Here is a 25219-nt window from a genome sequence, read left to right as displayed (position 1 = left end):
TGGCTCTCAGAAAATGGCGGCCCGGCATCGTGTCGAGCCGCTTGGCTATCAGGCGGAGCCTGCGATCTGATCCACGATCCACGGCGCGGAAAAGATGATCGCAATCCCGATGATCACCGTGACAAGGCCACCGGTGTTGACCCGCCCCATTAGCCATCCCGCGCCCGCGATGATGACCGCGATCACCGCCAAGGCGCGCAGCAGGCCATTGCTGAGTAGGCTGAGCACATTATTGGCGAAGCCCTCCAGATTAGCAGATTGGGCAAAAGCGGGGTCGGGAGAGAGGAGCGTCGCAATGCTGACGATAGCGGCTATGGCGGCAAATGACGTCACCCTGCGTTGCAGTGGTGACATGCCCCTTGCATAGCGCTGGACGGACGATCGTACCGGCCACGGGTGTATTTGCGAGACTGCGCTCAATTTCATCAGCTTCCTCCTATTTCCGCGTGGCGGGCATGCTCGAAAGCCGCGCGGGAGAAGACGTCCCAGGCGGGCGGTGGTGATGCCGCCGGTGTCGGCCCGGCATCGGCCATATTTTCAGCGGCAAGCTCGGCCAGCGTCGTCGTTGGGGGCTGGCTCTCCTTGACGCCTTCTGCGGCGCTTATCGGCGCGGCATAGGCAACAGGGGTCACACCATTGGCGACGCCAGCGTTGCTCAGCACACGATGCACATAGCCGTTGCGAAAACCGCGAATCTGGCTGCCGGTATTGTACATCGAGAGAGCGATGCGCAGGGCCTCCTGGGGCATCCTGCCGTCGCGGACCCGATGGTAATTGCCCGCAAGCACCTGTCCGGCCGCGCTGATATTGGTGCAGGGATCGAACACGCTGACCCATGTAAGACCGAGCGCATTCATATTGTTGGAGTTGATCTGCCCAAGGCCAAGATCAACCGAATAGCCTTTGGCGATGTAGCTGCGCGCGATGCGCGCCGCATCCGCCGCATTGGTCGGGCGATCGGGTTGCCGGGCCACACCGTTGACGTTGAGGGCAAACTGATAACCTTTGCTTTCGGTATGCACCACGGCTGCAATCGTGGATGGGGCAACGCCGCTTGCGCATTGTGCTGCCAATCCCAGGATCGCGGCGGTCGTGAACTGCATTATTGCGGCCCACCCGGGATGGCGGAGGCCTCGGCTTGCGCCACCTCCGCTTGTGTCGGGACAAAATAGGTCTGTCGGCTGCCATCTTGCATCGTCATGACGACAGCGCCGGGTCGCCCATTTTTCGGCTCACTGTACTTCGCCGCCCTGACACCGCCGGCGGTGCATGTCGGAAAGCTCCCGCCCAGGGCAAGGCTCCGCAGCAGTTTGCGGATAGGAGGCACGCACTGCGCATATTGCATCCAGCCGCCTGGATTGCTCGCGCACAGCAGCACCTCACAAGCCCATGTGCTGTCGGCGGCCTTGGCCGAATAGGGCGTAGCACACGTCAAAAGGCATGCAGCAACGCCGAAGGAAATAGACAAGCGATTTCGCATGTTTTCACCTCTATGGAAAAACAGCTTAAGTCGCTTTCAGGGCACTGCCTAGCCTGCCCCGATGAAGCAAATTCCTGAAACTACGGGATTATCTGGTTTTTCGATTTCAGAAACGGGATGGATCGTTCCATTGGGGCGATGGATTGACGCCAATCATCGCGCTGTAGCCATAGGCATTCACAATATGGCGAATGGCTGATGAAATCTTTGAATATAAACGGATTCTTTTCTTATCGTAGAGTGCGACATGGTAGGGCGTCGAACCGCGCCAGCTGACCCGGACGTTGATGTACCACTTGCCATCGTCATCCCGTTGATGCACCTGAATGTCGGTGATCGTGCCCGCGACCGGGCGATGGGATGTGAGTTCGCGTTCCAGGATCAGTTCGAGTTCCATTTTACCTCATGCAGCGATTTATATATATATCGCTGGTATCGTGACGTTATTCTTATTAGCCTTAGGGTAAGTGGCAAGTGAGAGGAGGTCCAGTGAGCGGTCGCAATCCCGACGCGGTGGCACGAGATGCCGAACGCATCGTCCGACAGCTTGGCGGCAAATGGCAGGGTGATTACGCCATGTGCCGCTGTCCCGCCCATGCCGATGGCGATCCCAGCCTGTCGGTCCGGGTCGGCCGCAAAGCAGTGCTCTTTCACTGCTTCGCCGGCTGCACCTCCGATGCCATTGTCGAAGCGCTGCGCACCGGCCAATTCGCTCCGCCGGCTGGCCATGATCCTGGCCGACGCCATGAGGGAGGGAAGGCCGACTTCAATAAGCTGGCGCTATCTACGTGGCGCTTTGCCGATCCCTTCATCGGCAGTCTCGCGGAACGGTATATCCGCGGTCGGGCGATCGTGCCGACGGGCATCACCGCCCGCTTTGATGCACGCTGTCAGTTTGGCGGCGGTGAGGACAAGGCTTTTGCGCCTGCTCTCATTGTTCCGGTTGAAGAAGATATCGGTGTGGTCGCCATCCACCGCACCTTTTTGCAGGCTGACGGGAAGGGCAAGGCTGCGATCACCAAGCCCAAGAGGTTGTTGGGAAACCCTGGTGGTGGCGCCGTACGATGGGGTGGAATTCCTGCCGATGGCATATTGCGGCTCGCAGAAGGGGTTGAGGACGCCGCGAGCGTCATGAACATGCTGGAGCCGGAAACCTTCGTGTGGCCGGTGTTGGGGATCGAACGATATCAGGCCATCACCATTCCCGAGAGCATCCACAAGATCATCATCTATAGCCAGCATGGCGGTGAGGCAGAGCGCGCCATTGAACGCGCGGAGCCGCATCTCACTGACAAGGGGCGGCAGCTCGATGTGAAGCTGCCGCCGCACTCTGGCGACTGGAATGACCTTTTGCGTGAGATCCGTTCGCAGTGAAGCTGTTTCCTGGGCTTCCCAACCATCAACGGGTCATGCTTGCGCTGATGTTTGGTGCGGTGTCGGTCTATGCCTTGGCACAGCAAAAGCAGCAGATCGGACGAATTGCGTCGCTGCGATTAATCGATCCAGCACCCCGAGTGATTGATGGTGATACGCTGGAGGTAGCGGGATCAACGGTTCGCACTGTTGGGATTGATGCGCCGGACGATGATCTTCCACAGCTCAAGCGGCTGTCAGCGCAGACGATGGCAGGTCTGGTTCAGCGCGATGGGGGCGTCGAGTGTGCAGCCAGCTTGTTTGATGTCGCGCTTCGCCAGGAACAGCAGTGTCGCAGCCCCGCAACCAGCTATGGTCGACTGAACCTCTCATGTCGCCTGAAGAAAAATGGGGCGAGCCTCGCAGCCACAATGGTCGCGCAGGGCTATGCCGTAGATTATCGGCGATATTCTGGCGGTGCCTATGTGAAGCTGATGCAGCAGGCGGCCCGGCAACGCATTGGTCTATGGGGCCAGAACTATGAAGGCATGCGCCGACTGGCGGTTGATCGAGCGGCGTTGCCGCCGTCTTGTACCTCATAGTCGGGAGCGACGTGCGGGCGCACTGTCAGCGGTTCGATTCCCTCGAGCATTCCCGAATAGAACCTGCGTAACGGGAGCAACCGACCGGTTGCCCCCGTTACCCTATTTGTGACAAAACGGGCCAAACGGCAGATCGGGCGAAATCGAATTGGCTATCTTGGGCTATGCGCGGGTTTCGACGGACGAGCAGGATACCGCTGCGCAACTCGATGCGCTGCGGGCGGCGGGGTGCGCCATCATCTTTGAAGACAAGGCCAGCGGCGCGAGCCGCGAGCGTCCGCAGCTGGCACGCGCCATCGGAAGGGCAGGGGAGGGCGACACGCTGCTGGTGGTCCGCATCGACCGCCTCGCGCGCTCGCTGTCGCATTTGCTGGAGGTCGTGGAGATGCTGAGGAAGAAGGGCGCCCATTTCCGGTCCATCAATGACCCGATCGACACCGGCAGCGCGCAAGGCATGTTGATGACCCAGATGCTGGGCGCGTTTGCGGAGTTCGAAAGGGCGCTCATCCGGGAGCGAACACGGGCGGGGCTGAAGGCCGCGGTCGCGCGGGGCGCCAAACCCGACAACCCCAAGATGCGCGCGCGCGACACGCGCGCCATCGCTGATATCCGCTATGGTCATCGGGAGCGCTATCTCAATGATTTGCTCGATGGGCGGCATCGATGGTTGCCGACGGTCGAGCGTCTGCGCCCGCATCTGCCGTGGAAGCTGGTGGTAAGGCAGTTGCAGGCAATCTCGCCACCAGTCCGCTCCTTCTCGGAACGGACGCTGGTCAAGGCCTGCCGCACTTTGGTGCGCGCTGGCCATGCAAACCCTTCCATTCTCGACAAAGCAGGGCGCTTGCCGCCCGATACCCGCGTCGCGCGGTTACTCGCGGACAGGGTTCGCACGCATCCCGATGCGACGTTGCGGGAACTCGCGACATGGCTTTCGCGCGATCTACGGGAACCCACGGCCCGCGGTGGTCTGTCATGGGCACCCGAAGGCGTGCGCCGCGAGAAGGAGCGGGCGCGCGCTCTTGGACTTCTCGAATGACGTGGCGACCTTCTCAAACTGGCAGGACGGATCAATGACGCAAACTGACGTGCTGACGGTCCGCAATCCCGTCACGACCTTCACTGCCGGATCCTCAACAAGGCCATGAGTTTGATCGTGGTGGCGACCGCGCTGCCGTTCCGCATGGGCACCGTTCCCTTCGCCGAGATCGCCGCGCACTGGCCGGTCATTCTCAACCTGCTTGCCGGAAGCCTTGCGGGAGCCTGGTTCGGCGCCGGATGGGCAATCGGCCTGCGGCCGGAAAACTTGCACCGGTTGATCGGCATCCTCCTGGTGAGGATCGCGATGGTGCTTATGTTCGGTCAAGGCCTGAGCGGCGGCCACAGTCTGGTCGCCGACGGGATGATGCGGATCATTGTCGGCATTCTTGGCGGTTTTGCGATCGGCATCGTTGCAGCGCTGCTTGGGGTTGCCGGCGGCGAGTTGCTGATCCCGACGCTGATCCTGCTGTTCGGTGTCGACGTGAAGCTGGCTGGCAGCCTGTCGCTCGCGATCAGCCTGCCCACGATGATCGCGGGGTTCGCGCGCTACAGCCGCGACAGCAGCTTCGCGGTGATCGGACGGCATCGCATGTTCGTCATCATCATGGCGCTGGGCCCGATCGTAGGCAGCTTCGTTGGTGGTCGGCTGCTCGGCATCGTGCCCGAAGCTGCGCTACTGCCCATGCTGGCGGCGATTTTGATCGCATCGGCGGCGAAGATGCTATTCCAGCGCCGCCATGGGCTTCAACGAGGACCGGATCAGAATAGTCGGGTCTGAACCGCCTGAGCCGAGGGGCCAGGCTTCTGTTTGCTGTTGAGATTGGCGGTTTTGCGCCGGACTTTTCGTGGCCATTCGGGCTGCAAGGCCATGTCCGGCGGAGCCTCCCAGCGCGCGGCAGATTCGGATATCTTTTGGTAGGCGTTGATGCGCCTGCATAATCTGTTGAACATGGCGAAGTGTCGCGGGCGCTTATGGAGCGCGAAGACCCGTTGGTAGAACGACGGCGGCCATCTGTCTGGCTGGCCAGGTAACGCTCAAGCGCTCTATCACTCGCTCCGCGCACGAAAATCTCGATCGCTGGTTCCGCGTCATGCACCAAACCAGATTACGACGTGGCGTAGCCAGTTGCTGGCGGGCAGGGATATTGCTTCGGCCAACGCATCGGAAACGGCCGAGCCGCCGGTCGGCGTAAAGACGTTGCTCTGGGCGAAGCCATGGAGAATTCGCTGGGCCGACCCCATTACGCCTTCTATCCTCTGCAGCGTTTCTTGCATTGGGTAACGACGAAGGAGAGGATGTCGCATGATGTTTAGAAATCTGGTTCGTTCATCGCCTGATTGCAGGATAAATGCGATCCTGCAATCAGGATTGTATCGTGCAGCAAACGCCGCGGCCAACAGCATCTCAGAGCCGCCTTTTTGAGCGGGGCTGGACAAAGTCACCCCGTCAGGTGACATCGCGTGATCGACTAGCCGCATAAGCTGCTCTTCAGACCCCAAATAGGGGTATTCCAGGAGGGGATGAATGAAACAGGATTTTTATACATCTGCAGCAATCGCCGCCCTGTGCTGCTGGTCTATGGCGGTTAGTGGGCAGGCTAACGCTCAATCTGCGGGCGCGCCCGCCCCAGTTGCGCAGCCGGCCTCTCAAGAAACCGGACTTGGCGAAATCATCGTTACTGCGCAAAAGCGCGAGCAGCGGCTGAATGATGTGGGCGTCACCGTTTCGGTCGCCTCCGCTACGCAGCTTCAGAGCGCCGGGGTCGTCGATGCAGAGGGGCTCGGCGCGGTTGTGCCTGGATTTACGGCCTCTACCAGCGTGTTCGGTCCGCCGGTCTTCTCGCTGCGCGGCGTAAACTTCAACTCCTTTCAGGCATCAGCGCCTCCAACTGTAAGTTCATACATCGACGAAGCTGCGATTCCTTATCCTGTTATGGGGCAAGCCTTGTTCCTCGACGTCGAACGGGTCGAGGTGCTCAAGGGGCCGCAAGGAACCCTGTTCGGCCAGAATGCGACTGGTGGCTCCATCAATGTGATTGCGGCAAAGCCGACAGCGGAGCTTTCTGCAGGCTTTCGGATTGACGTTAATCATTGGGATGAAACCAATGCCGAAGGCTTTGTCAGTGGTCCGCTTTCAGACACGTTGAGAGCGCGCCTCGCCGTTCAGACCACGCAGTTCGGTGGTTGGCAGCGCGGTTATTATCTAAATGATCAAAAGAACGGCGATCAAAACAAAATTGCAGGGCGGTTGCTCCTCGACTGGACTCCCACGGATAGGCTCAAAGTTTCGGTCAATCTGAATGCGGCTAAAGACCGCAGCGAGCAGCAGCAAGCCCAGGCATTCCTCATCCAGCCTGTGAATCCGGCTGCGCCTTCCGCACAGCCGTTCCTGCTGTATCGGGACAATTTGCCGACGAACGCCCGCGATGCCGATTTCGACTCGGGTTATGACACGCGAGCGGACAACTATACTTACCAGGGTGTCCTTCGCGCCGATTATGATGTTACCGATCAGCTGACGTTGACCTCCATAACGAACTACATTAAAACGCGCTTTCGCTCGCCGCATGACCAAGATGGCACCGCCGTTCCCATGCAGCCCGCGACTGCGAAGGCCGACATCAAGTCCTTCAATCAGGAAATCCGGATCGCAGGCAACTACAAGGACATCGGTCTCAACTTCGTGTTGGGTGCAAGCTACGGCAAGGATGACATCACCGAAGGCGTCGCCAACTCCTATGTCGGATATACCGGGTTTCCGCCCAACTCTCCTGCCGAATGGATATATGATCTAACCCAGCGCGCTGCGGCAGTGTTCGGTAGCGTGGACTACGAGGTGATCGACGGGCTGACCCTTACTGCCGGTGCGCGCTACACCGAGACGAAGCAGACGATCAGCGGCTGCACGTTCGATCGGGGCGGCACGCCAGGTATCCGAGGTGTCTCGCAGGCTATCGTTGGAGCAATCAATCCGGCGCTGGCTGCTGCCTATGTTTCCGGCGGATGCATCACGATCGATGATGGAGGTACGGCTCCCACATTCTTGCCAATTTTTGCCGACGGCCAGCAGAAGGAACATAATGTTGCCTGGCGGGGCGCCATCAATTACAAAGTAACGGACGACGTACTGCTTTACGGTTCAGTGAGCCGCGGTTTCAAGGCAGGAACCTTTCCTGTCATCGTGAACCTGTTCAATTCCGTCATCCAGCCGGTGAAGCAGGAAAAGCTGACTTCCTATGAGGCTGGCGCGAAGCTGACGCTGCTGGATAATCACGTCCAGCTGAACCTCTCGGCTTTTCACTATGACTATGTGAACAAGCAGTTCTTCTCATTTCTGCCAGTCCTGCAGGGTGCGCTCGTTACAGCTACACTGGTGAACATTCCCAAATCGACCGTCGATGGCGCGGATTTGGAAATTACGGCGCAATTTGGGGGGCTACGTCTCAGCGGCGGGGTCACCTATATCAAAACCAAGGTGGAAAATTACGTTGGGTTTGACTTCGCTGGTCAGCCGCTCGATTTTTCGGGCAAGGAGTTTAACTATGCTCCACCTTGGTCAGCTAATCTCGATGCGGAATATAAGTTTGATACAGGGGGAAACCTGACACCCTTTATTGGCGGGACCGTGACCTATCGCGATAAGACCTATGCTGATCTTGGGGAAAATCCCGCTTTCGCCATGCCGTCCTACACTCTGCTGGATGCCAGGTTGGGCGTGGAGTCCATCAATGGATGGCGGGTCAGCATTTATGGCCGCAATCTGACGAACAAATATTATTGGAATTCGGTGGCTTCTTCCGGCGACGGCGCCGTACGCTTCACCGGCGAGCCGCGCACGTTCGGCGCGAACTTCAGCTATCGTTTTTAATGACAAACCGGGGGCGGATCCAGAATTGGCCCCCGGCAAAGGAAATGGCATGAACGCCGAAACATTGCTGGGCGAGGTTGCCATTGTCACCGGAGCGGCCGGTGGGATCGGCGCCGCAGCGGCGAGATCGCTGGCGGCTCTTGGAGCCAAGGTTGTCCTGACGGACGTGAAGCAGGCCGAAGGCGCGTGCGTCGCCGCAGAAATTGGCGAGGCCGCTCGGTTTGCGGCTCATGATGTCAGCAACGCTTGTGACTGGAGCGCCGCTGTTTCTATAGCGGAAGATGCGTTCGGTCCGATTTCCATCCTCGTGAACAACGCCGGGATAGCTCTGCCTCCGGCGCCTCTGCACGAAGTGAGCGAGGTGGATTACCGGCGTACGATCGATGTCAATCAGGTCTCCTGCTTTCTCGGCATGAAGGCGGTTGTGCCTTCCATGATTCGCTTTGGCAGAGGTGCAATTGTGAACGTCTCGTCCGTCGCGGGCTTGAAAGCCGAATGGGGGGCTATTGCCTATACAGCGAGCAAGTTTGCCGTGACGGGTATGACGAAGGTGGCCGCGCTCGATCTCGCTAAGGATAAAATACGAGTGAATTCCGTTCACCCCGGATTGGTCGACACGCCGATGGTGCGACCCGATGGGGGGGAGGAGGCTTTCGCTCCAATCCTGCAATTTGCTTCGGGGCTGCCGATACCACGCCCCGGGACGCCGGAGGAGATCGCAAACGTTATCGTCTTTCTGGCGTCGAATTCGGCCAGTTTCCTCACCGGCGGGAGCTTTGCCGCCGATGGCGGCTGGACGTTGCGATGACCGCTACGACTTCTAGGGCGCCGCGTCTGAAGGGGAGGGTCGCCGTGGTGACGGGCGCGGCGCAAGGAATCGGAGAGGCAACAGCGCGCCGTCTCGCGGAAGAAGGTGCACAGGTTATGTGCATCGATCTGGACGAGAGGGTGAAAGCCGTGGCGGAGGCAATCGGCAATCAGGCATGTGGGAGTATCGGCGACGTTGCCGATTCGTCCGTGCTGAGGGCTGCCCTGTGCGACATCGAGCAGCGTTGGGGCCGGATCGACATCTTAGTGAATAATGCGGGAATCGACGGTGTGCCCGCCTTGCTGGCTGACGGCGAGGAACGAGATTTCGCTCGGGTGATCGATGTTAATTTGCGGGCTTGCTGGTTGGCTATGCGGCATGTCCTGCCTTCAATGGTCGCGGGGGGAGGCGGGGCCATCGTCAACATCGCGTCAGTTGCCGCTCTCATCGGCTTTGAAACCTTGTCCATCTATGCGGCCTCCAAAGCCGCGGTAGTCGGCATGACTCGGTCTGCGGCATTGGAATATGGCCGCCATAACATTCGCGTCAACGCGCTATGTCCGGGCGGTGTTCTGACTTCCCTGGCCCTTTCGTTCATGGAGGAAGGGATGGTGGAAGCCTGGGCAGATAAGCACGCCTTAAAACGCTTTGCCGAACCCAGCGAAATCGCTGCTGTGGTAGCATTTCTCGCCAGCGACGACGCGTCCTTCATTACTGGAGCTGCGATACCCGTCGACGGCGGAATGACGGCTCAATAACGTACATAAATGAGGAACAGTTCTAATGCCCACGGTGCGCGCGCGTAGGATAATCAATGCACCCGTCGCCCAGATCTGGGCGGCGATCCGCGACTTCGGTTCGCATTCACAATGGATTGAGCATCATCCAAAAATAACACTGGAGGGCGGTGACGGGCTCACGATCGGCGTGAGGCGGAGAGTAACCTATTCCGACGGGAGCTATTTCGATGAAGTACTCACGGGCATGGATGATCGGGTTTGGGTCCAGGAATATGACGTTATCGGCGAATTGCCCCTGCCGGTCTATAATGTCTATGGCGCGATGCAGCTCTACCCCGTCAGTGGCGAAGGTCCGACCCTCGTCGAGCGCCGCCTGACCTATGACACGCCTCTGCCGGAAGCCGAGGCGCGAGATTTCGAACAAAGCCGGCTTCAACTGCTCTCGGGGAGTCTCGACATACTGGCAGCGCTGTTCGAATAATCCAAGGAGTCTTCTGATGCAAATACCTCCCTCTCCCTATGAACTGACTCCGGGTCTTCTCAGCGATATTGTCAGTCAAGTGGTTCCCGGCGCCACTGTCGGTGGCGTGTCGATCGTCAAGTCGCACGAATATGGCGACGGAGATGTTTCGACATCGGCGCGGGCTACGGCAACACTTGATTATTCGGATGGTTCTCCGGCTGACCTGCCCCGTGACGTCATCCTTAAGTTATCCTTCGATCCGCGCAAAAAGGGCACGGATGCGTGGTACTGTCAGCTCGACGGATTATTCGCGAATGAGGTAAATTTCTATAACCGCATAAGGCCGTCCCTTGCCATCGAGGCCCCGGGCTCGCTTGGTGGCTACTTCGATCGGGCGACGAAGCGCTACCTGCTAATCATGGAGGACGTCACGCAACGGGGGGCGACCTTCCCGAGCAATCTCGATGCGGTGGGCGTCGAGAATGTAAAGCGCATACTCGACGCCATCGCCAAGGTTCATGCGACCTTTTGGGAAAGCGACCGGTTCGTTGGAGATATGGCCTGGGTCGAAACCCATCTCCGCGGCGGCGTGGAAGACCATATGCGAAGCGTCATTCCTGAAGAAGGCATTCGCAGTCAGTTGGAGCTTCACAAATTCAAGCGGGAATTGCTGGAGCGGCTGGGTACCACCGAACGCGAACTGTTCGCGGGCATGTGCGCGAACAAGCAGCATCAGGCAACCTTGCCGCAGACGTTGCTCCATGGGGATCTTCATATCGGCAACACCTATCGCATGCCGGACGGCAGTGTGGGTCTGCATGATTGGCAGTTATGCGTGAAGGGCTTCGCGCTTCACGACGTCACCTATATCATCAACACCGCGTTATCGATTGCGGAGCGACGCGCGTATGAGCGGGCTTTGCTTGAATATTACCGCGACAAGCTGATCGAATTGGGCGTGCGGACACCTCCCTCACCCGAAGTGCTCTGGACCGAGCATAGGCGCGCGGCCCTCTGGACGCTGTATATCGGATGGTTGACTTGTCCGCCGGAAAGCTATGGCTGGGAGACAATGGCCGTGGCGCTGCTCCGGGTCTCCACCGCGGTCGAGGACCATGGTACGCTTGCTCTCGTTAGAGAATCGCTGTGAGGCTGATGCGCCAGGGAAGGCAGCTTTGACCGCGCCCGCCGCCCTCGTGATCGGTGGGAACGGGGGGATGGGCCTGTCGGTCACGAAAGCGCTACTGGAGGCGGGCTACCAGGTGGCTGCAACCGTTTCGCGCCCCGAAGCGATCTTCCCCTTCTCCAAGGCATTCCCAGACTGCGCGGCGCTGGAACATGCCGACCTTTCCCATCCCGAGGAGCTCCGGGCGCAAGTCGAGCGTCTGATAAGCAAACTCGGGTCGTTGAACGCAGTCGTCATTTGCGCTGCCGTGGCACCCTTCGCTCCGGCCGAAATGACCCCCTTGGACGTGTTCCGTCGTACGATGGAGATCAACTGTTTCTCCAATCTCGCTGTCTATCAGGCATGCCTGCCCGCGCTCAGGCGGACGCGGGGTCGCATCATATTGACGGGGTCCTGGTCGGGTGTCGTCGCGACACCCGTAATGGCGAGTTATGTCGCTTCCAAGTTTGCACTCGAAGGGTTGGTCGATGTCATGCGGCAGGAGGCGAGCGCCTGGGGCGTCGATGTCGTGCTTATGCAGCCGGGCGCTCTTGATACCCAGATGATGCGGCGCAGCCAGGCATCGCTCGCGCAGGTGATAACCCATCTGCCGGAGGAAGAGGCAGCCCTTTACGGGCGGCTTTACCGACAGATGAAGTACAGGGCTGACGAAGGTCTGGCTGCCGAGAAATTTACCTCTCCCGATGCTCTTGCTGCGGTGGTGCTTCACGCCTTGAAGGTGAAGACGCCCGAAACGCGCTACCCTGTGGGGGAAGATGCGAAATATATGTGCGAGTTGGCACGCAGCAGGACAGACAGGGAAATCGACGCCTTCATCCTGGACATGTACCGGACGGCGCCGCTGGACGGAGAAGGTGAAGGCATGAGCACGGCGCCCTTGGCGGCGGGAGAGGAATGACTATGCTTTTTCGACCGCGTCTCACACCCGCCGAGATCGATGGGATCATGGCCAAAGCGCATGCGGCCGCAGCGGCAGGCGGCTTTGCGGTGACGATCTGCATCGTCGATGAAGGCGGCCATCTGCTGCGTCTGGATCGGCTTGAAGATGCGCCGCTCATCTCGTTGCGGGTAGCCGAGGGAAAGGCGCGCACGGCGGTAGAACTCAACATGTCCACCGCCGCGTTGGAACAAGCCGTCGCCGCTCTGCCGTCGATGACCGCGATAGCAGGAATTTATCCGTTTCGTGGGGGCATCCCGCTCCGGCAGGACGGGTATTGTGTCGGCGCCATCGGAGTATCGGGAGTGCTGCCCGATCAGGATGAGCAAGTTGCCCAGAGCGGTGCGTCCGCTCTGGCCGCATGATTAGTGCGCGCTGTCCCGGTGCTCGGTGACAGGCTGCATGCAGCGCGTCTGCTAGGACGAACCAGTAAGTTTTGAATGACGTCCGAACGACTTCGCAAGAAAGTCGGAACCGGCAGTCAGTGGAGCAGGAATATGGAAACCGTGAAGGATGACCTGGGTAGCTACACATCGGGTGAAGTGCAGCGATGCCCTTTCCCTTTCCTAAATCGGTTGCTGGAAGAAGCGCCGGTATACCGGGACCCCGGTACGGGGATGTACATCGTCAGCCGTTATGACGACATCAATTATGTCAACAGCAATCCCGGGATCTTTTCGAGCAAGACGCCGATCATGATCAACCGGCAGACGTCGGTGTCCGAAGAGGTGGCGAAGCGTTATCGCGAGCGCGGCTGGCCCGAAGAGCATGTGCTGGCGTTCGCCGACCCGCCGGAACACGGCCTTCACCGGGCATTGGTCGATAAAGTGTTCACGCCAAGCTATGTCAAGAAGCTTGAACCCTATGCGTTAAACCTCGTAGACGAGCTGATTGACGGATTTATCGAGCAGGGTGAGACCGACCTGAGTTCGGGATTTGCCGTTCACCTGCCGATGTACATTATTTCCGACCAGCTTGGCGTTGCCCGGGAAGATTATGAGCAGTTCAAGCTCTGGTCGACGGCTTGGGTGGATCGCAACGACCCCAACTGTCCTCCGGAGCGCGAGCTCATGCTGACGGATCGCATGATCGACATGCAGAATTATCTGGCGGCCCGCGCGCGCGAATATGAAGCGGCGCCCAATGACAATATGCTGAGCCGGCTCGTGCATGCGGAGGTGAACGGCGAAAAGCTGACGATGGGCCAGCTGCTGATGATCGCGCAGCTCATCCTTGTCGCAGGCAACGAGACCACGACCACGGGCATCACAAGCGCCATGTATATGATCCTGAGCGATCCGGCGTTGAAGGCGCGGCTGATCGCCGATCCCGCACTGATTCCGGCCGTGATAGAAGAGATGCTGCGCGCCCATGCCCCGGTGCCGCATCAATATCGCTATACGACGCAGGACACCGAACTGTGCGGTGTGGAGATCCCCAAGGGAACGGTGGTCCAAGTCAGCTACCTAGCGGGCAATTATGACAAGGCGAAATGGGAATGTCCCGAGAAGATCGACATCGACCGCAAGGGCGTTCGGAACCATCTGGCTTTCGGTCGAGGCATTCACTTCTGCGTCGGTAACCAGCTTGCGCGCATGGAGATGCGGGTGGCGATCAACCGCCTGCTGGAACGATTGAAGGACATCCGCATATCTGAAAATCATCCAGCACCAAGGTTTATGGAGCATTTCCAGATCCATGCGCTTGAAAGCCTCCATGTGAACTTCACGCCCGGTTCGCGGGTGGCCGGATAGATGCCTGGGACCGCAGCACCGCTAGGCGTTGGCTTCATTGGATTGAGCGCCAAGGGAGGCTGGGCCGCCACGGCCCATTTCGAGGCACTTCGCGCCATGCCGGATCGTTTTGTGATCCGGGCGCTGTCCGCTTCGACGCCGGGCAGTGCTCAAGCCGCGGGTGAGGCTCATGACATTGGCTTCGCCACGGACGATCCTGCCATACTTGCCGCGCAGCCGGGCATCGACCTGGTGGTCGTCACCGTCAAGGTGCCGCATCATAAGGAACTGGTCGCTCAGGCCCTAAATCGGGGCAAGGCGGTCTACTGCGAATGGCCGCTCGGCAAGGATTTGGACGAAGGGCGCGCGATCGCGGCCTCCGCCGAGGAACGCGGCGTCAGAGCCTTTGTGGGCCTGCAGGGTCGGAGTGCACCGGCTATCCGCTACCTGCGCGATCTGGTCCGGAAGGGTTATGTTGGCGAGGTGATTTCGTCCAATGTGATCGGTGCGGGCGGATTTCCCTGGGGCGGTGCCGCCATGGCCGGCATGGCCTATGTGCTGGACGATACGAGCGGGGCGACGATGCTGAGCATTCCGTTCGGCCATATGGTCGACATGTTCACCTGGGTTCTCGGCGATTTCTCGCGCCTTCATGCCAGCCTGGCGACGCGCTACCCGTTGGTGAAGCTCGTCGATGCGGACGGGAGCGTTGACGCTACAGCTCCAGACCAGATTGCGGTCGGCGGTATATTGGACAGCGGCGCGGTCGTTGCGCTTCAGTATCGCGGAGGCGATGCGCCAGAATGTGGATTCCGTTGGGAAATCAACGGGAGAGATGGGGTTCTCATCGTGGAAGGCAACAGCGGTCATCTTCAATATGGCCATGTGCGGATAAGCGGTCGCCAAGGCACCGGGCCGACCGATGATCTGACCGTTCCGGCGCAATATCGGCTGCTGCCGACCGATCCCTTGGGATATTCCGACGCCGTCGCGCATGCCTACCGCGCGGTCCATGAAGACCTCACCACCGGTTCTTCGATCGCTCCGACCTTTGATGATGCCGTCAAAACTCACCGGCTGCTCGATCGCATCGAGCGCGCAGCAGACTGGAACCGGAGAAGCAGCATATGATGACGCTTGAGGAGATGCAGGAAAAGCTGACCTATCTTATGGATCGGCAGGAAATTCTGGACGTGGTGAACCGGTACTGCCGTGGCGTCGATCGTCTCGACAGGGAGATGGTGATGTCCGCCTATCATGAAGACGCGATCGACGATCACAACATGTTCGTCGGATCGCCGGACGAATTCTGGTCCTGGGTGCGCAAGATGCATTCAGAAAATCATAGCGCGACTCAGCACATGATCGGCAATCACCTCGCCTGGATCGACGGCGATGTCGCGCATTGTGAAACATATCTGTCCTATTCCGGCATGAACAAGACGGGAGCCCCGTTCAGCGCCATTGGCGGCCGCTACATTGACCGCATGGAAAAGCGGAAGGGCAAATGGGGTATCGTCGCGCGCGAATATATCGTGGACTGGGTGGCGCCTTCCATCAATACGGTCGAAGGATCGAAGACCCCGGAAGGCGGCGCAAATTACGATTGCCTGCAACCATTCGAGTTCAAGGTCGCCGAAACGGCTCCGCAGCCCAGCCGGGATCGCCTCGATCCATCCTATCGCCGGCCCCTTGAGATCGATCCCGACCGGATCAGCAATTACAAGGCGTTGAGCGGCGCTGCGAAGGATGCGGTGGGCGCATGAGCGACGAGCAGGGCGGCGAAGGGGGTGTCCTTTCGGGCATCCGCGTGCTGGAGATCGGCCATTTCGTTGCCGCGCCTTTCTGTACACGCCTGCTTGGGGATCTGGGCGCCGAGGTCATCAAGATCGAGCCGCCACAGGGGGATCCGGTGCGACAATGGGGCGCCCAGGTCAACGGGCGGTCGCTTTGGTGGTCGGTTCACGGGCGCAACAAGCGTAGTGTCGCGCTCGACCTCAAGACCCCCGCCGGTCGTCAGGTTCTGCTCGATCTTGTCGAGCACTGCGACGTAGTCGTGGAGAATTTTCGCCCCGGCCAACTCGCCAAGATGGGACTTGCCCCGGAGGTGCTGCGTGAGCGCCAGCCGGGGCTGATCGTCGCGCATGTTTCGGGCTATGGCCAAAGTGGGCCGGGACGCAATCAGGCCGCCTTCGGCGTGATCGGCGAAGCGATCGGTGGTATCCGACATCTGACGAACCATCCCCCCGGAACCTATGGGCTGCCGCCGGTTCGTGTAGGCGTCAGCATCGGTGACTCGCTGGCGGGACTATATGCCGCCTTCGGCATCGTCTCCGCCCTCTGGCGCCGGGAGAGTTTTGGCGCAGACCCCAGGTTTCAAATGGTGGACGTCGCGCTGACCGAAAGCGTGCTCAGTTTGATGGAGGGAATGCTTCCCGAATTTGGCGCATTGGGCAAGGTCAAGCAGCCGACGGGTGGCGCGATCGCCACCGCCGCGCCGTCCAACGCCTATCCGACAGCCGATGGGCAATGGATTCTCATCGCCGCCAATTCCGAGCCCCTCTTTGCCAAATTGCTGGGCATTATGGATCGAGCCGACCTTATCGACGATCCGCGATTCCAGGGAAATGCGCAACGTGTCCGCCACGCTTGCGAGCTTGACGCGCTGATCGAGGAATGGAGTCGTGGCCACGCGGCCGAGAGGCTCTCGAAGATGCTCGCCGACGCGGATATCCCGGCTTCGAAGGTCTACACGGCCGAGGATATCGCGCGCGACCCTCAATATCGTGCGCGCGGAATGGTACGCGAACTGGAGGATCCCCTGCTTGGGATGGTCCTTCATCCGGGCATCGTGCCGCATTTTCCCGACGGCCCGGGACAAGTGCGCAATACTGGTCCGGACATCGGTGCCGATAGCGAAACCCTCCTGAAGGATCTGCTGGGTTACGACGAAACACATATTCTCGAACTCAAAAGCGCCGGAGTTTTGAAATGAGCGCATCATTAGTTTCGATTGTCGAGGTCGGCCCTAGGGACGGCTTTCAGCCGATCGGTGAATTCATTCCCACCGCGCTAAAGGCATTGTTGATCGACATGCTTTATGACGCCGGCATAAGGCGCATGGAGGCGACGGCGTTCGTAAGCCCTCGCGCGGTCCCGCAAATGGCCGACGCTCCGCAATTGCTTGCCCATTGCGCGACGAAACCGGGCCTGGATATTCAGGTGCTCGTTCCCAGCCAGCGTCAGGCGGAGCGCGCGCTTGCCGCCGATGCACGGCACCTTGCCTTCGTGCTTTCAGTTTCGCCCAAGCACAATCAGAGTAATGTGTTGCGGACGCCGCAGGAATCTGTCGAAGATTTTCGGGCAATCGTTGCACTGCTCCCGCCTGACGCCAAGATTCGTCTGAACCTTGCCACCTCGTTCGATTGCCCGTTTGATGGCCCAGTCGATCCGGCTGCCACGCTCAATCTGGTCGAGGCACTGGCAAAGGTGTCGGCGGAGGCGGAATACTGCCTGTGCGATACGACTGGCCGGGTGACCCCGGACAGGGTTGGCGACCTTTTCCGAAGCGCGAAGGAACGTTTCCCGCAGCTTCGTCACTGGGCCTTTCACGGCCATGATACCTATGGCCTTGGTGTGGCCAACGCGCTGGCGGCGTTCAACGCGGGCGTGTGGGTGATCGACTCATCCTTTGGGGGGCTAGGCGGCTGTCCCTTCGCTCCGGGTGCGACAGGCAACGTTGCGACCGAAGATCTCATCTGGACGTTCGCAAAGATGGGGGTGGCTACAGGCATCGATCTGTCGCGCTTGCTGGAGGCGGCGGACAAAGCCGCGACCCTCCCTGGCGCTTGTGTCGGCGGGCGGGTTCGTGACGCGCTGAATGCACAGACACGCCGGGAGGAAATGGCGTGACCGGCAAGCCCCGCACTCTCTTCGAGAAAATCTGGGAAGCGCATGCGATCCTGGAGCTTGATGATGGATCGTGGCTGCTCCAGATCGATCGCCATCTGATCAATGAGGTCACCAGCCCGCAGGCTTTCGAGGGACTTCGCACAGCGGGTAGGCAGCTTCCGTATCCGCAACTGACGATAGCGGTTGCGGATCATAATGTGCCCACCGAAAATCGCGACAGGCCGATCTCGGATCCCGACAGCAGACTTCAGGTAGAGACGCTCGAACGGAACGTCGCGGAGTTCGGCGTGCCGTACGTTCCGCTGCGCAGCGAGGCGCAAGGCATCGTTCACGTCATCGGCCCCGAACTAGGCCTGACGCTTCCCGGCATGACGATCGTCTGCGGGGACAGTCATACCTCCACCCATGGCGCCTTCGGCGCCTTGGCCTTCGGCATCGGCACGTCGGAGGTGGAGCACGTCCTTGCTACCCAGACCTTGCGGCAAAAGTGGGCACGCACCCTGCGCGTGCAGGTCGAGCATGCCCTACCCATCGGCACTACGGCGAAGGATCTCGTCCTTTATATTATCGGCAAGCTTGGGACCGCTGGCGGAACCGGCCATGTGATCGAATATGTCGGGCAGGCGATTACTGACCTAGACATGGCCGGGCGGATGACCGTGTGCAACATGTCGATTGAAGCAGGCGCCCGCGCTGGCCTTATCGCGCCCGACAGCAAGACCTTTGCATGGCTGGAGGGCAGGCCCAGCGTTCCGGCTGGGGCAGCCTTTCAAGAAGCGACGGATCGCTGGCTGGAGTTGCGGTCCGACCCCGGCGCCACGTTCGACAAGGAGCTGCTCGTGGATGCCAGGGAGGTTGCACCTATGGTGACATGGGGCACCAGCCCGGAAGCCGTAATCCGCATCGATGAGGCGATACCCTCGATCGAATCGCTGGAGCTTGGGAAGCAGGATCAGGCGCGTACCATGCTCGATTATATGGGGTTGCGGCCGCGGCAGGCGATCATGGGCGTGCCGATCGATGTCGTCTTTATCGGCAGCTGCACAAATGGGAGGATCGAGGATCTGCGCAGCGCTGCGGCGATCGCGGCTGGGCGTCACGTGGCTAAAGGCGTGCGCGCGCTGGTCGTGCCGGGTTCCGGCAGCGTCAAGCGTCAGGCTGAAGAGGAAGGGCTTGCCGATATATTCCGGGATGCGGGATTTGAGTGGCGGGATGCTGGATGTTCGATGTGCTTGGGGATGAATCCCGATCGCTTGTCGCCTGGGCAACGCTGCGCTTCCACCTCCAATCGCAATTTTGAGGGGCGGCAAGGGCCTGGCGGTCGAACGCACCTCATGTCGCCGGCCATGGCAGCGGCAGCGGCAGTGGCGGGGTCGATCACCGATGTCAGGACCTATTTTTGATGCGGAAATTCACGGAACTTGACGCAATCGCGGCCTCTCTGCCACAGGACAATGTCGACACTGACAAGATCTTGCCGGGCGAATTTCTCAAGACGGTCAGCCGCGCGGGGCTGGGCGCCGCCCTGTTCGCACGCATGCGCTACCGCGAAGATGGGTCCGAAAATCTGGGGTTCATCCTCAATCGCGACCCCTGGCGGAATGCGGGCATCCTGATCGCCGGGCATAATTTCGGCTGTGGCTCAAGTCGGGAGCATGCGCCATGGGCGCTGATCGACTTTGGGATCAGCGTAATTATCGCGAAAAGCTTCGCGGACATCTTTTACAATAATTGCTTCAAGAACGGGATCCTGCCGATCATCCTCGAGTTACAGGAACACGAACGCTTTCAGCGCCTCGCCGAAATCCCTGCCACCGCCCGCATGAAGATCGACCTTGTCCGGCAATGTATAGAAGCCGATGGCGCCTATGTTTCAGCGTTCGACATCGACGCTGGCCGCAAGGCTGCGCTCTTGGAAGGGGTTGACGAGATTGGCGAGACATTGAGACGCCAGGAGCAGATTGATGCATGGAGGCGACAAAATGTGAGCATCGGCGAGATGCCAGCAATATCCGTCGCCCGCGAGTAGCGGATCGGTCCCGCGACTTGGGGACAGCGGCCTGCGGAGCTTTTCATTATCAGCAACCTGTTCCCAACCAGAGAGGAATTTCCATGGTTATGTCCGCCGAGACGGCGGTTGCCGATCCTTCGGCACGGCTCACTCCGCACATGCTTAGTCATGCAGCTTGGGTGACGCATGATGTCGAAGCGACTGCCGATTTCTACATGAACATCATGGGCATGGAATTGGCAAGTACGGTCATCGACGACACAATCCCTTCGACTGGCGATCCGTTTCCCTATTTTCATATCTTCTTTCGGATGAAAGATGGGTCCACGATCGCCTTCTTCGAGGCTCCTGGATTACCGGCACGTCCCCCTGTGTCTCATCCTGCCTATGACATATTCGATCATATCGCATTGCAAGCGGAGACGCGCGAGGAAGTCGATCAGTGGCACCGATGGCTTACGAGCAAGGGCATTGAGGTCGTGGGGCCGACCGATCACGGGGGCTTGATCTACAGTATCTATTTCCGGGATCCCAACGGCCTTCGTCTCGAAATCACCTATCCGACCGATCCAGATTGGAATCGCCACTCCGCCAAGGGACAGGCCGACCTGACTATGTGGAACGAAGGCAAAAAGCTCGCCATTGCAGCCGGACGGGATGTCAGTCAAGCGATGACCGAGCTGATCGCCGCGCGACGCCGAAAGCCTTGAAGATTACCGTCTAACTGATGCTTCAAGTACATGCTAAGTTATCTGCCGGCCCCGGACCAAGGGGGCCGGCATTATGCTATGAAGTGGACGCTATCTCCTCTGGCTTCCACGACAGCGGAGCGGGTTCGCGGGTGGCGCGATCCTGCCAGTGGCTCCATAGATCCAGGTACCAGAGCAACAGTTCCCGCTGGGTTGCGATACCCAATCTCTGATAGGTCCGCTTCCGGTACGTCATCACGGTTTCCTCGCTGATGTTGAGCTCGAGCGAGATGCCGACAGTGGACATGCCGTAGATGATACGGCTGCAGACTTCCGCCTCGCGCCTCGGGAGCGATGAGGCGCATGCAGAGATGCAAGTTTCGATTTCGTGAAGGGACGTGAGGGCGACCGATATGTTGGGTCCGTCCCAAGTGATACTGATATGCTTGGCGAGGAGAGCGAAAATTGTTCCTGCGATCGACTGCACCCCGTTGATATCGGAACTAGTGAATGGGCCTGCATCGGAGGAGCGCAGTACGCTTAGCCCAACGATGTCATCGCCCCAGCGGGAACAGATGAGCAGGCGATCGCCGATATCCGGCTGGCCGTAGACGATGTCGCGTAGAACGTCGTCGCCAAGATGGGCGATATCAGTACGGACGAACGCCTCATCTTCGGACGAGAGGCGGAGCTTGGCTTCCGTAAGGGTAGGATCTCGGCGCCACAGGCCTTCCTTGAGATAAACGCCGACCTGCCGATGGGCGGTGTCGGAACCGTCCATGCTGGCCGCCGTCACTTCGATCAAATTGTCGGCGGTCAGGTGAAAAACCGTGGCGTGCTCGGCCCCGCAGGTATCATTGAGGAGCGTCAGCAGCTTTACGCCAAACTGTTTCTGTCCGATGGACATTATCAAGGCGGGAAAATTCGCGGCAAGCTTGTGAAGCGCTAATTCCGGTAAGGCGGTCCAAAAAGGCATAGTCTCTCCGTTGAGCCATGCCGATTTTTTGCTTTTTGGTCCCGCGCAGTAGGGACACGAGCACGCCTGGCTTCCTGCTACATCCTAGGCATCGATACACAGATTCACAAGGCCGAAAGGCTTTTGAAGCAGGAAGGCACGGTTCTTGCATGCCGCATGCGCACGAAATCACCTTTGAATGGGTCCACATCCACTACGATGAGACGCAAAGTTTCACCGAAACCTATGGTTTCGCAGGCAATCAAGGTGCTGTGAACCTCGAGGGAATCCTCATCCGACCCGCCGGCATTCCATGCGAAACGTTGCAGATCTACATGCATCCGGCTTCAACGCTGCAGCTCCTTCCAGTACCCAGGGAAGCTGCACGTCGGGGAGCCCATGTCCTGTGCGCTGGCAGCCGATACGCGCGGAACGACACCGCCTGCATATTGGAGAATGTCCTCCTCGATCTCGGGGCGTATATCCGGCACGCCAAATCGGTATGGGGATACAAGCGCATCGTCCTTGTAGGCTGGAGCGGTGGCGGATCGCTGTCCCTCTTCTACCAATCGCAGGCAGAATCACCGACTATCACCCACACGCCGGCAGGCGATCCTCTGGACCTTACGAAAGCCGGCCTGATTCCCGCTGATGCGGTGGTGTTCCAGGCGGCGCATAGTTCGCGGGCCAAACTTCTGCTCGATATCATCGACCCTTCGGTAATCGATGAGCGCGATCCAGATGTGCGCGACCCTGCACTCGATATCTATGCGGGAAAGCTCGAGCCTCCTTATTCGGCCGAGTTCATCGCCCGATATCGTGCGGCACAATTGGCGCGGGTTCGCCGGATCACCGAGTGGGTGAAGAGCACGCTTGAACGCTTAAGGACCGCAGGTGGAGCGGAAAAGGAGCGGGGGTTTGTCACGCACCGGACACTTGCCGATCCTCGCTTTCTGGATGCGACCCTCGATCCCAATGACCGGCCGATCGGCCGATGCTATCTGGGGGTGCCAGAAACTGTGAACAGCGGTCCGGTTGGGCTCGCGCGTTTTTCCACTCTGCGCGCCTGGCTCTCGCAATGGTCGATCGATGATACCAACGCAGAAGGAGTTGCGAACGCCGCGCGGATTTCTGCGCCGCTCCTCTTCATAGAAAACACGGCCGACGATGCGGTCCCTCAGTATCACTGTCGGTCCGTTTATGAGGCGGCTACGTCTACGGACAAGCAGCACATCGTGATCGAAGGGGCGACTCACTACTATGTGGGACAACCTCAACATCTCGAACGCGCGACTTCACTCACGCAGGACTGGCTTGCGGAGCGGGAGATCTTAGGGCGCTAAACTGGGCTAAATTGCTTTGGAAACTTACATCTTTGTCGTGGAGTACGAACGTGACCGCTTCGATCATTGGTTGGGGGCATACGCCTTTTGGAAAGAAACCCGACGAAACCGTGGAGACATTGGTCGTTGCAGCGGCAAATGAAGCCATCGCCCATGCCGGTATTGGGCCGGAAGATGTCGATTCCATCGTCCTGGGACACTTCAACGCGGGCTTTTCAAAACAGAATCTGACGTCGGCATTGGTGCTGCAAGCCAGTCCTCTGCTGCGTTTCAAGCCCGCATTGCGAACGGAAAATGCCTGCGCTTCTGGGTCGGCCGCAGTTTTCCAAGGCGTTAACGCCATCGAAGCAGGCCGGGCGGAGATCGTTCTTGTGGTCGGCGTCGAGAAGATGACTGATTCTACCTCGCCGCAGATCGCCGAAAACCTGCTTCGCGCCTCCTATCTCGCAGAAGAAGGTGAAACTGAGGGCGGGTTCGCAGGTATATTCGGTAAGATAGCGCAATCCTATTTTCAGAAATATGGTGACCAGACCGACGCGCTGGCGCGGATTGCCGCCAAAAATCATCGGAATGGTGTAAGCAATCCCTGGGCCCAGATGCGCAAGGATCTTGGATATGAATTCTGCCGGGCTGAAAGTGAGCACAATCCTTTCGTCGCAGGTCCGTTGAAGCGGACCGATTGCTCCTTGGTGTCCGACGGCGCGGCCGCGGTCGTGTTGGCGGCGCCAGACATAGCCGCTGGCGCCGCGCGCGCCGTCCATTTCCGCGGGAGAGGGCATGTTCAGGATTTCCTGCCTATGTCGCGGCGCGACATCACCCAGTTCGAAGGCTGCACCAAGGCTTGGCAGAGGGCATTAGCGGAGGCGGGCATCACTCTCGACGATCTGTCGCTTGTCGAGACACATGACTGTTTCACGATCGCCGAGCTGATCGAATATGAAGCCATGGGCCTCGTTCCCAGCGGTGAGGGCGCGCGAGCCGTGCTGGAAGGCTGGACGGAGATCGGCGGGCGCCTTCCCGTCAACGCCTCTGGCGGTTTGAAGGCCAAGGGGCATCCGATCGGGGCAACCGGCGTGTCGATGCACGCGCTTTGCGCCATGCAGCTATGCGGCGAAGCACCCGAAGGGATGCAGGTTACCGGGGCCGAACTGGCCGGTGTGTTCAACATGGGCGGGGCGGCAGTCGCCAATTATGCGAGCGTACTGGTGCGGGTCCGCTAACGCTTCGGACTCCCCGACAAAATAAGAAATATGGAGAGAGATAAGATGGCAGCGCGTTTCGACGGCAAGACAGTGCTCATTACCGGTGCTGCAAGCGGCATCGGCCAGGAAAGCGCTCTGGCTTTCGCGGAGGCCGGCGCGGTCGTGGTCGGCATTGATCGCTCCTCGGACGGCTTGGATGAAACGGCTGAAAAACTCCGCGCCATCGGGGCTCGGTTCGAGCCCATAACGGCAGATGTCGCAGACGAAGATTCGGTTGCAACCGCGATAGATCGGGCGAAGGCCGTTACTGGGCGAGTCGATTGCGCCTTCAACAACGCCGGCATAACCCAATCCTCGACGCTCGCGGCGGACCTAACCCTGGATGAGTGGGACCGCGTGATGCGGATCAACGTCACCGGTGTCTGGCTCTGCATGCGCGCCGAAATCAAGGTCATGCAGACGCAGGGCGGGGGATCCATAGTCAACACGGCATCCTTCCTGAGCCATCACAGCATGCCGATGCAGACCGCCTATGCGGCAAGCAAGGCGGCGCTCGTTGGACTGACGAAAAACGCCGCCATTGAATATGCGACCGCCCGCATCCGCATCAATGCGGTAGCGCCCGGCGGGATTCCGACCGGCATGATGGCGCAGAGCCTGTCCGGTCTGGAGCGGGAGCAGGAGGATGCCGCCCGGCAGGCTATCGCGGACATGCATCCCATGAAGCGGCTAGGCAAACCTCGTGAGATCGCCCAGGCCGTCATGTTCCTCAGCTCCGATCAGGCGGAGTTTGTGACAGGGGTCTGCCTTCCCGTCGATGGCGGCTGGTCGGCGCTATAGCAGCATGGCGACGTGCGGCGTCGTTGGTCCCCAGCATCGGTGACATACACGGCGGCTCA

27 protein-coding genes are annotated in these 25219 nt (G+C 59.6%); 22 read left to right on the top strand and 5 right to left on the bottom strand.

The window, feature by feature from the left end:
• Nucleotides 1–48: 48 nt before the first annotated feature.
• The 3 genes from VVT58_RS22665 to VVT58_RS22655 all read right to left on the bottom strand — a co-directional run bounded on the left by VVT58_RS22665 (nucleotide 49) and on the right by VVT58_RS22655 (nucleotide 1877).
• Nucleotides 49–426 carry a TrbC/VirB2 family protein gene (locus VVT58_RS22665; RefSeq protein ID WP_237230219.1) on the bottom strand — a complete coding sequence of 126 codons (378 nt, stop codon included), beginning with the start codon at nucleotides 424–426 and terminating at the stop codon, nucleotides 49–51.
• Nucleotides 426–1103 (bottom strand): lytic transglycosylase domain-containing protein, encoded by a 678-nt coding sequence (locus VVT58_RS22660; protein WP_066564700.1) that lies wholly within the window; start codon nucleotides 1101–1103, stop codon nucleotides 426–428. Before VVT58_RS22660 ends, VVT58_RS22665 begins: the two co-directional genes overlap by 1 nt.
• A gap of 483 nt (nucleotides 1104–1586) precedes the next feature.
• Nucleotides 1587–1877, bottom strand: a complete 291-nt coding sequence (locus tag VVT58_RS22655) for a hypothetical protein (RefSeq protein WP_066564695.1) — start codon at nucleotides 1875–1877, stop codon at nucleotides 1587–1589.
• Between the two features lie 92 nt (nucleotides 1878–1969).
• Here VVT58_RS22655 and VVT58_RS22650 point away from each other — a divergent pair, with 92 nt between their 5' ends.
• The 4 genes from VVT58_RS22650 to VVT58_RS22635 all read left to right on the top strand — a co-directional run bounded on the left by VVT58_RS22650 (nucleotide 1970) and on the right by VVT58_RS22635 (nucleotide 5251).
• Nucleotides 1970–2854, top strand: a complete 885-nt coding sequence (locus tag VVT58_RS22650) for a toprim domain-containing protein (protein WP_237230218.1) — start codon at nucleotides 1970–1972, stop codon at nucleotides 2852–2854.
• Nucleotides 2851–3435 carry a thermonuclease family protein gene (locus VVT58_RS22645; protein ID WP_237230217.1) on the top strand — a complete coding sequence of 195 codons (585 nt, stop codon included), beginning with the start codon at nucleotides 2851–2853 and terminating at the stop codon, nucleotides 3433–3435. Before VVT58_RS22650 ends, VVT58_RS22645 begins: the two co-directional genes overlap by 4 nt.
• Before the next feature lie 148 nt (nucleotides 3436–3583).
• A complete protein-coding gene (locus VVT58_RS22640; protein ID WP_066564693.1) occupies nucleotides 3584–4471 on the top strand; it encodes a recombinase family protein in 888 nt (295 codons plus the stop codon).
• 105 nt (nucleotides 4472–4576) lie between these two features.
• Nucleotides 4577–5251, top strand: coding sequence for a sulfite exporter TauE/SafE family protein (locus tag VVT58_RS22635; protein WP_066564690.1), 675 nt, complete (start codon nucleotides 4577–4579; stop codon nucleotides 5249–5251).
• A 311-nt stretch (nucleotides 5252–5562) separates the two neighbouring features.
• Here VVT58_RS22635 and VVT58_RS22630 read toward each other — a convergent pair whose 3' ends face one another.
• On the bottom strand, nucleotides 5563–5877 hold the full coding sequence (locus VVT58_RS22630) for a hypothetical protein (RefSeq protein ID WP_145907831.1): 315 nt from the start codon (nucleotides 5875–5877) through the stop codon (nucleotides 5563–5565).
• Nucleotides 5878–5998: 121 nt separating this feature from the next.
• On the opposite strand from VVT58_RS22630, the gene VVT58_RS22625 reads away from it, so the two are divergent.
• From VVT58_RS22625 to VVT58_RS22555, 15 genes are all read left to right on the top strand, one after another.
• Entirely contained in the window at nucleotides 5999–8341 is a 2343-nt protein-coding gene (locus VVT58_RS22625) for a TonB-dependent receptor (RefSeq protein ID WP_082749255.1), read from the top strand.
• Between the two features lie 49 nt (nucleotides 8342–8390).
• Nucleotides 8391–9149, top strand: coding sequence for an SDR family NAD(P)-dependent oxidoreductase (locus VVT58_RS22620; RefSeq protein ID WP_066564683.1), 759 nt, complete (start codon nucleotides 8391–8393; stop codon nucleotides 9147–9149).
• Nucleotides 9150–9196: 47 nt separating this feature from the next.
• Nucleotides 9197–9907, top strand: a complete 711-nt coding sequence (locus VVT58_RS22615) for an SDR family NAD(P)-dependent oxidoreductase (protein WP_206377574.1) — start codon at nucleotides 9197–9199, stop codon at nucleotides 9905–9907.
• 25 nt (nucleotides 9908–9932) lie between these two features.
• Nucleotides 9933–10370 (top strand): SRPBCC family protein, encoded by a 438-nt coding sequence (locus VVT58_RS22610; RefSeq protein ID WP_169576718.1) that lies wholly within the window; start codon nucleotides 9933–9935, stop codon nucleotides 10368–10370.
• A 16-nt stretch (nucleotides 10371–10386) separates the two neighbouring features.
• A complete protein-coding gene (locus tag VVT58_RS22605; RefSeq protein ID WP_158511806.1) occupies nucleotides 10387–11502 on the top strand; it encodes a phosphotransferase in 1116 nt (371 codons plus the stop codon).
• A 25-nt stretch (nucleotides 11503–11527) separates the two neighbouring features.
• Entirely contained in the window at nucleotides 11528–12436 is a 909-nt protein-coding gene (locus tag VVT58_RS22600) for an SDR family NAD(P)-dependent oxidoreductase (protein WP_066564671.1), read from the top strand.
• Nucleotides 12437–12483: 47 nt separating this feature from the next.
• On the top strand, nucleotides 12484–12840 hold the full coding sequence (locus VVT58_RS22595; RefSeq protein WP_352000175.1) for a heme-binding protein: 357 nt from the start codon (nucleotides 12484–12486) through the stop codon (nucleotides 12838–12840).
• A 132-nt stretch (nucleotides 12841–12972) separates the two neighbouring features.
• Entirely contained in the window at nucleotides 12973–14229 is a 1257-nt protein-coding gene (locus VVT58_RS22590) for a cytochrome P450 (protein ID WP_158511805.1), read from the top strand.
• A gap of 42 nt (nucleotides 14230–14271) precedes the next feature.
• Nucleotides 14272–15339 (top strand): Gfo/Idh/MocA family protein, encoded by a 1068-nt coding sequence (locus tag VVT58_RS22585; protein ID WP_206377575.1) that lies wholly within the window; start codon nucleotides 14272–14274, stop codon nucleotides 15337–15339.
• The gene (locus tag VVT58_RS22580) at nucleotides 15336–15974 is read left to right on the top strand and encodes a nuclear transport factor 2 family protein (protein WP_066564658.1); all 639 of its coding nucleotides are present in this window, start codon (nucleotides 15336–15338) and stop codon (nucleotides 15972–15974) included. Before VVT58_RS22585 ends, VVT58_RS22580 begins: the two co-directional genes overlap by 4 nt.
• Nucleotides 15971–17203, top strand: coding sequence for a CaiB/BaiF CoA-transferase family protein (locus VVT58_RS22575; protein WP_066564655.1), 1233 nt, complete (start codon nucleotides 15971–15973; stop codon nucleotides 17201–17203). The genes VVT58_RS22580 and VVT58_RS22575 overlap by 4 nt, the downstream gene beginning before the upstream one ends.
• Nucleotides 17200–18120, top strand: coding sequence for a hydroxymethylglutaryl-CoA lyase (locus tag VVT58_RS22570; protein ID WP_066564652.1), 921 nt, complete (start codon nucleotides 17200–17202; stop codon nucleotides 18118–18120). Before VVT58_RS22575 ends, VVT58_RS22570 begins: the two co-directional genes overlap by 4 nt.
• Nucleotides 18117–19523, top strand: coding sequence for a 3-isopropylmalate dehydratase large subunit (gene leuC, locus VVT58_RS22565; RefSeq protein ID WP_066564650.1), 1407 nt, complete (start codon nucleotides 18117–18119; stop codon nucleotides 19521–19523). Before VVT58_RS22570 ends, leuC begins: the two co-directional genes overlap by 4 nt.
• Nucleotides 19523–20149: a 3-isopropylmalate dehydratase small subunit gene (gene leuD, locus VVT58_RS22560; protein ID WP_066564647.1), complete on the top strand. Its 627-nt coding sequence runs from the start codon at nucleotides 19523–19525 to the stop codon at nucleotides 20147–20149. Before leuC ends, leuD begins: the two co-directional genes overlap by 1 nt.
• Nucleotides 20150–20232: 83 nt before the next feature.
• Nucleotides 20233–20841 carry a VOC family protein gene (locus tag VVT58_RS22555; RefSeq protein ID WP_240962547.1) on the top strand — a complete coding sequence of 203 codons (609 nt, stop codon included), beginning with the start codon at nucleotides 20233–20235 and terminating at the stop codon, nucleotides 20839–20841.
• A 76-nt stretch (nucleotides 20842–20917) separates the two neighbouring features.
• Here VVT58_RS22555 and VVT58_RS22550 read toward each other — a convergent pair whose 3' ends face one another.
• On the bottom strand, nucleotides 20918–21796 hold the full coding sequence (locus VVT58_RS22550) for a helix-turn-helix transcriptional regulator (RefSeq protein ID WP_066564645.1): 879 nt from the start codon (nucleotides 21794–21796) through the stop codon (nucleotides 20918–20920).
• A 318-nt stretch (nucleotides 21797–22114) separates the two neighbouring features.
• Between VVT58_RS22550 and VVT58_RS22545 the strand changes: the two genes are divergently transcribed.
• From VVT58_RS22545 to VVT58_RS22535, 3 genes are all read left to right on the top strand, one after another.
• Complete coding sequence (locus tag VVT58_RS22545) at nucleotides 22115–22306, top strand: hypothetical protein (RefSeq protein WP_350339860.1); 192 nt, start codon at nucleotides 22115–22117, stop codon at nucleotides 22304–22306.
• 862 nt (nucleotides 22307–23168) lie between these two features.
• Complete coding sequence (locus VVT58_RS22540; protein WP_066564639.1) at nucleotides 23169–24338, top strand: acetyl-CoA acetyltransferase; 1170 nt, start codon at nucleotides 23169–23171, stop codon at nucleotides 24336–24338.
• Nucleotides 24339–24383: 45 nt separating this feature from the next.
• The gene (locus tag VVT58_RS22535) at nucleotides 24384–25160 is read left to right on the top strand and encodes an SDR family NAD(P)-dependent oxidoreductase (RefSeq protein WP_066564628.1); all 777 of its coding nucleotides are present in this window, start codon (nucleotides 24384–24386) and stop codon (nucleotides 25158–25160) included.
• The last annotated feature ends 59 nt before the right edge of the window (nucleotides 25161–25219 follow it).

Origin of the sequence: Sphingobium sp. SJ10-10 (assembly GCF_036038995.2) — a bacterium.
Lineage (GTDB): Bacteria > Pseudomonadota > Alphaproteobacteria > Sphingomonadales > Sphingomonadaceae > Sphingobium.
This window is presented reverse-complemented; position numbering and strand designations above follow the sequence as displayed.

What these genes read in the sequence shown, in the direction of transcription:
- VVT58_RS22665 (WP_237230219.1), bottom strand. Translation starts at nt 426, where the DNA reads ATGAAATTGAGCGCAGTCTCGCAAATACACCCGTGGCCGGTACGATCG.
- VVT58_RS22660 (WP_066564700.1), bottom strand. Translation starts at nt 1,103, where the DNA reads ATGCAGTTCACGACCGCCGCGATCCTGGGATTGGCAGCACAATGCGCA.
- VVT58_RS22655 (WP_066564695.1), bottom strand. Translation starts at nt 1,877, where the DNA reads ATGGAACTCGAACTGATCCTGGAACGCGAACTCACATCCCATCGCCCG.
- VVT58_RS22635 (WP_066564690.1), top strand. Translation starts at nt 4,577, where the DNA reads ATGAGTTTGATCGTGGTGGCGACCGCGCTGCCGTTCCGCATGGGCACC.
- VVT58_RS22630 (WP_145907831.1), bottom strand. Translation starts at nt 5,877, where the DNA reads ATGCTGTTGGCCGCGGCGTTTGCTGCACGATACAATCCTGATTGCAGG.
- VVT58_RS22625 (WP_082749255.1), top strand. Translation starts at nt 5,999, where the DNA reads ATGAAACAGGATTTTTATACATCTGCAGCAATCGCCGCCCTGTGCTGC.
- VVT58_RS22620 (WP_066564683.1), top strand. Translation starts at nt 8,391, where the DNA reads ATGAACGCCGAAACATTGCTGGGCGAGGTTGCCATTGTCACCGGAGCG.
- VVT58_RS22610 (WP_169576718.1), top strand. Translation starts at nt 9,933, where the DNA reads ATGCCCACGGTGCGCGCGCGTAGGATAATCAATGCACCCGTCGCCCAG.
- VVT58_RS22605 (WP_158511806.1), top strand. Translation starts at nt 10,387, where the DNA reads ATGCAAATACCTCCCTCTCCCTATGAACTGACTCCGGGTCTTCTCAGC.
- VVT58_RS22595 (WP_352000175.1), top strand. Translation starts at nt 12,484, where the DNA reads ATGGCCAAAGCGCATGCGGCCGCAGCGGCAGGCGGCTTTGCGGTGACG.
- VVT58_RS22590 (WP_158511805.1), top strand. Translation starts at nt 12,973, where the DNA reads ATGGAAACCGTGAAGGATGACCTGGGTAGCTACACATCGGGTGAAGTG.
- VVT58_RS22580 (WP_066564658.1), top strand. Translation starts at nt 15,336, where the DNA reads ATGATGACGCTTGAGGAGATGCAGGAAAAGCTGACCTATCTTATGGAT.
- VVT58_RS22575 (WP_066564655.1), top strand. Translation starts at nt 15,971, where the DNA reads ATGAGCGACGAGCAGGGCGGCGAAGGGGGTGTCCTTTCGGGCATCCGC.
- VVT58_RS22570 (WP_066564652.1), top strand. Translation starts at nt 17,200, where the DNA reads ATGAGCGCATCATTAGTTTCGATTGTCGAGGTCGGCCCTAGGGACGGC.
- leuD (WP_066564647.1), top strand. Translation starts at nt 19,523, where the DNA reads ATGCGGAAATTCACGGAACTTGACGCAATCGCGGCCTCTCTGCCACAG.
- VVT58_RS22555 (WP_240962547.1), top strand. Translation starts at nt 20,233, where the DNA reads ATGGTTATGTCCGCCGAGACGGCGGTTGCCGATCCTTCGGCACGGCTC.
- VVT58_RS22550 (WP_066564645.1), bottom strand. Translation starts at nt 21,796, where the DNA reads ATGCCTTTTTGGACCGCCTTACCGGAATTAGCGCTTCACAAGCTTGCC.
- VVT58_RS22535 (WP_066564628.1), top strand. Translation starts at nt 24,384, where the DNA reads ATGGCAGCGCGTTTCGACGGCAAGACAGTGCTCATTACCGGTGCTGCA.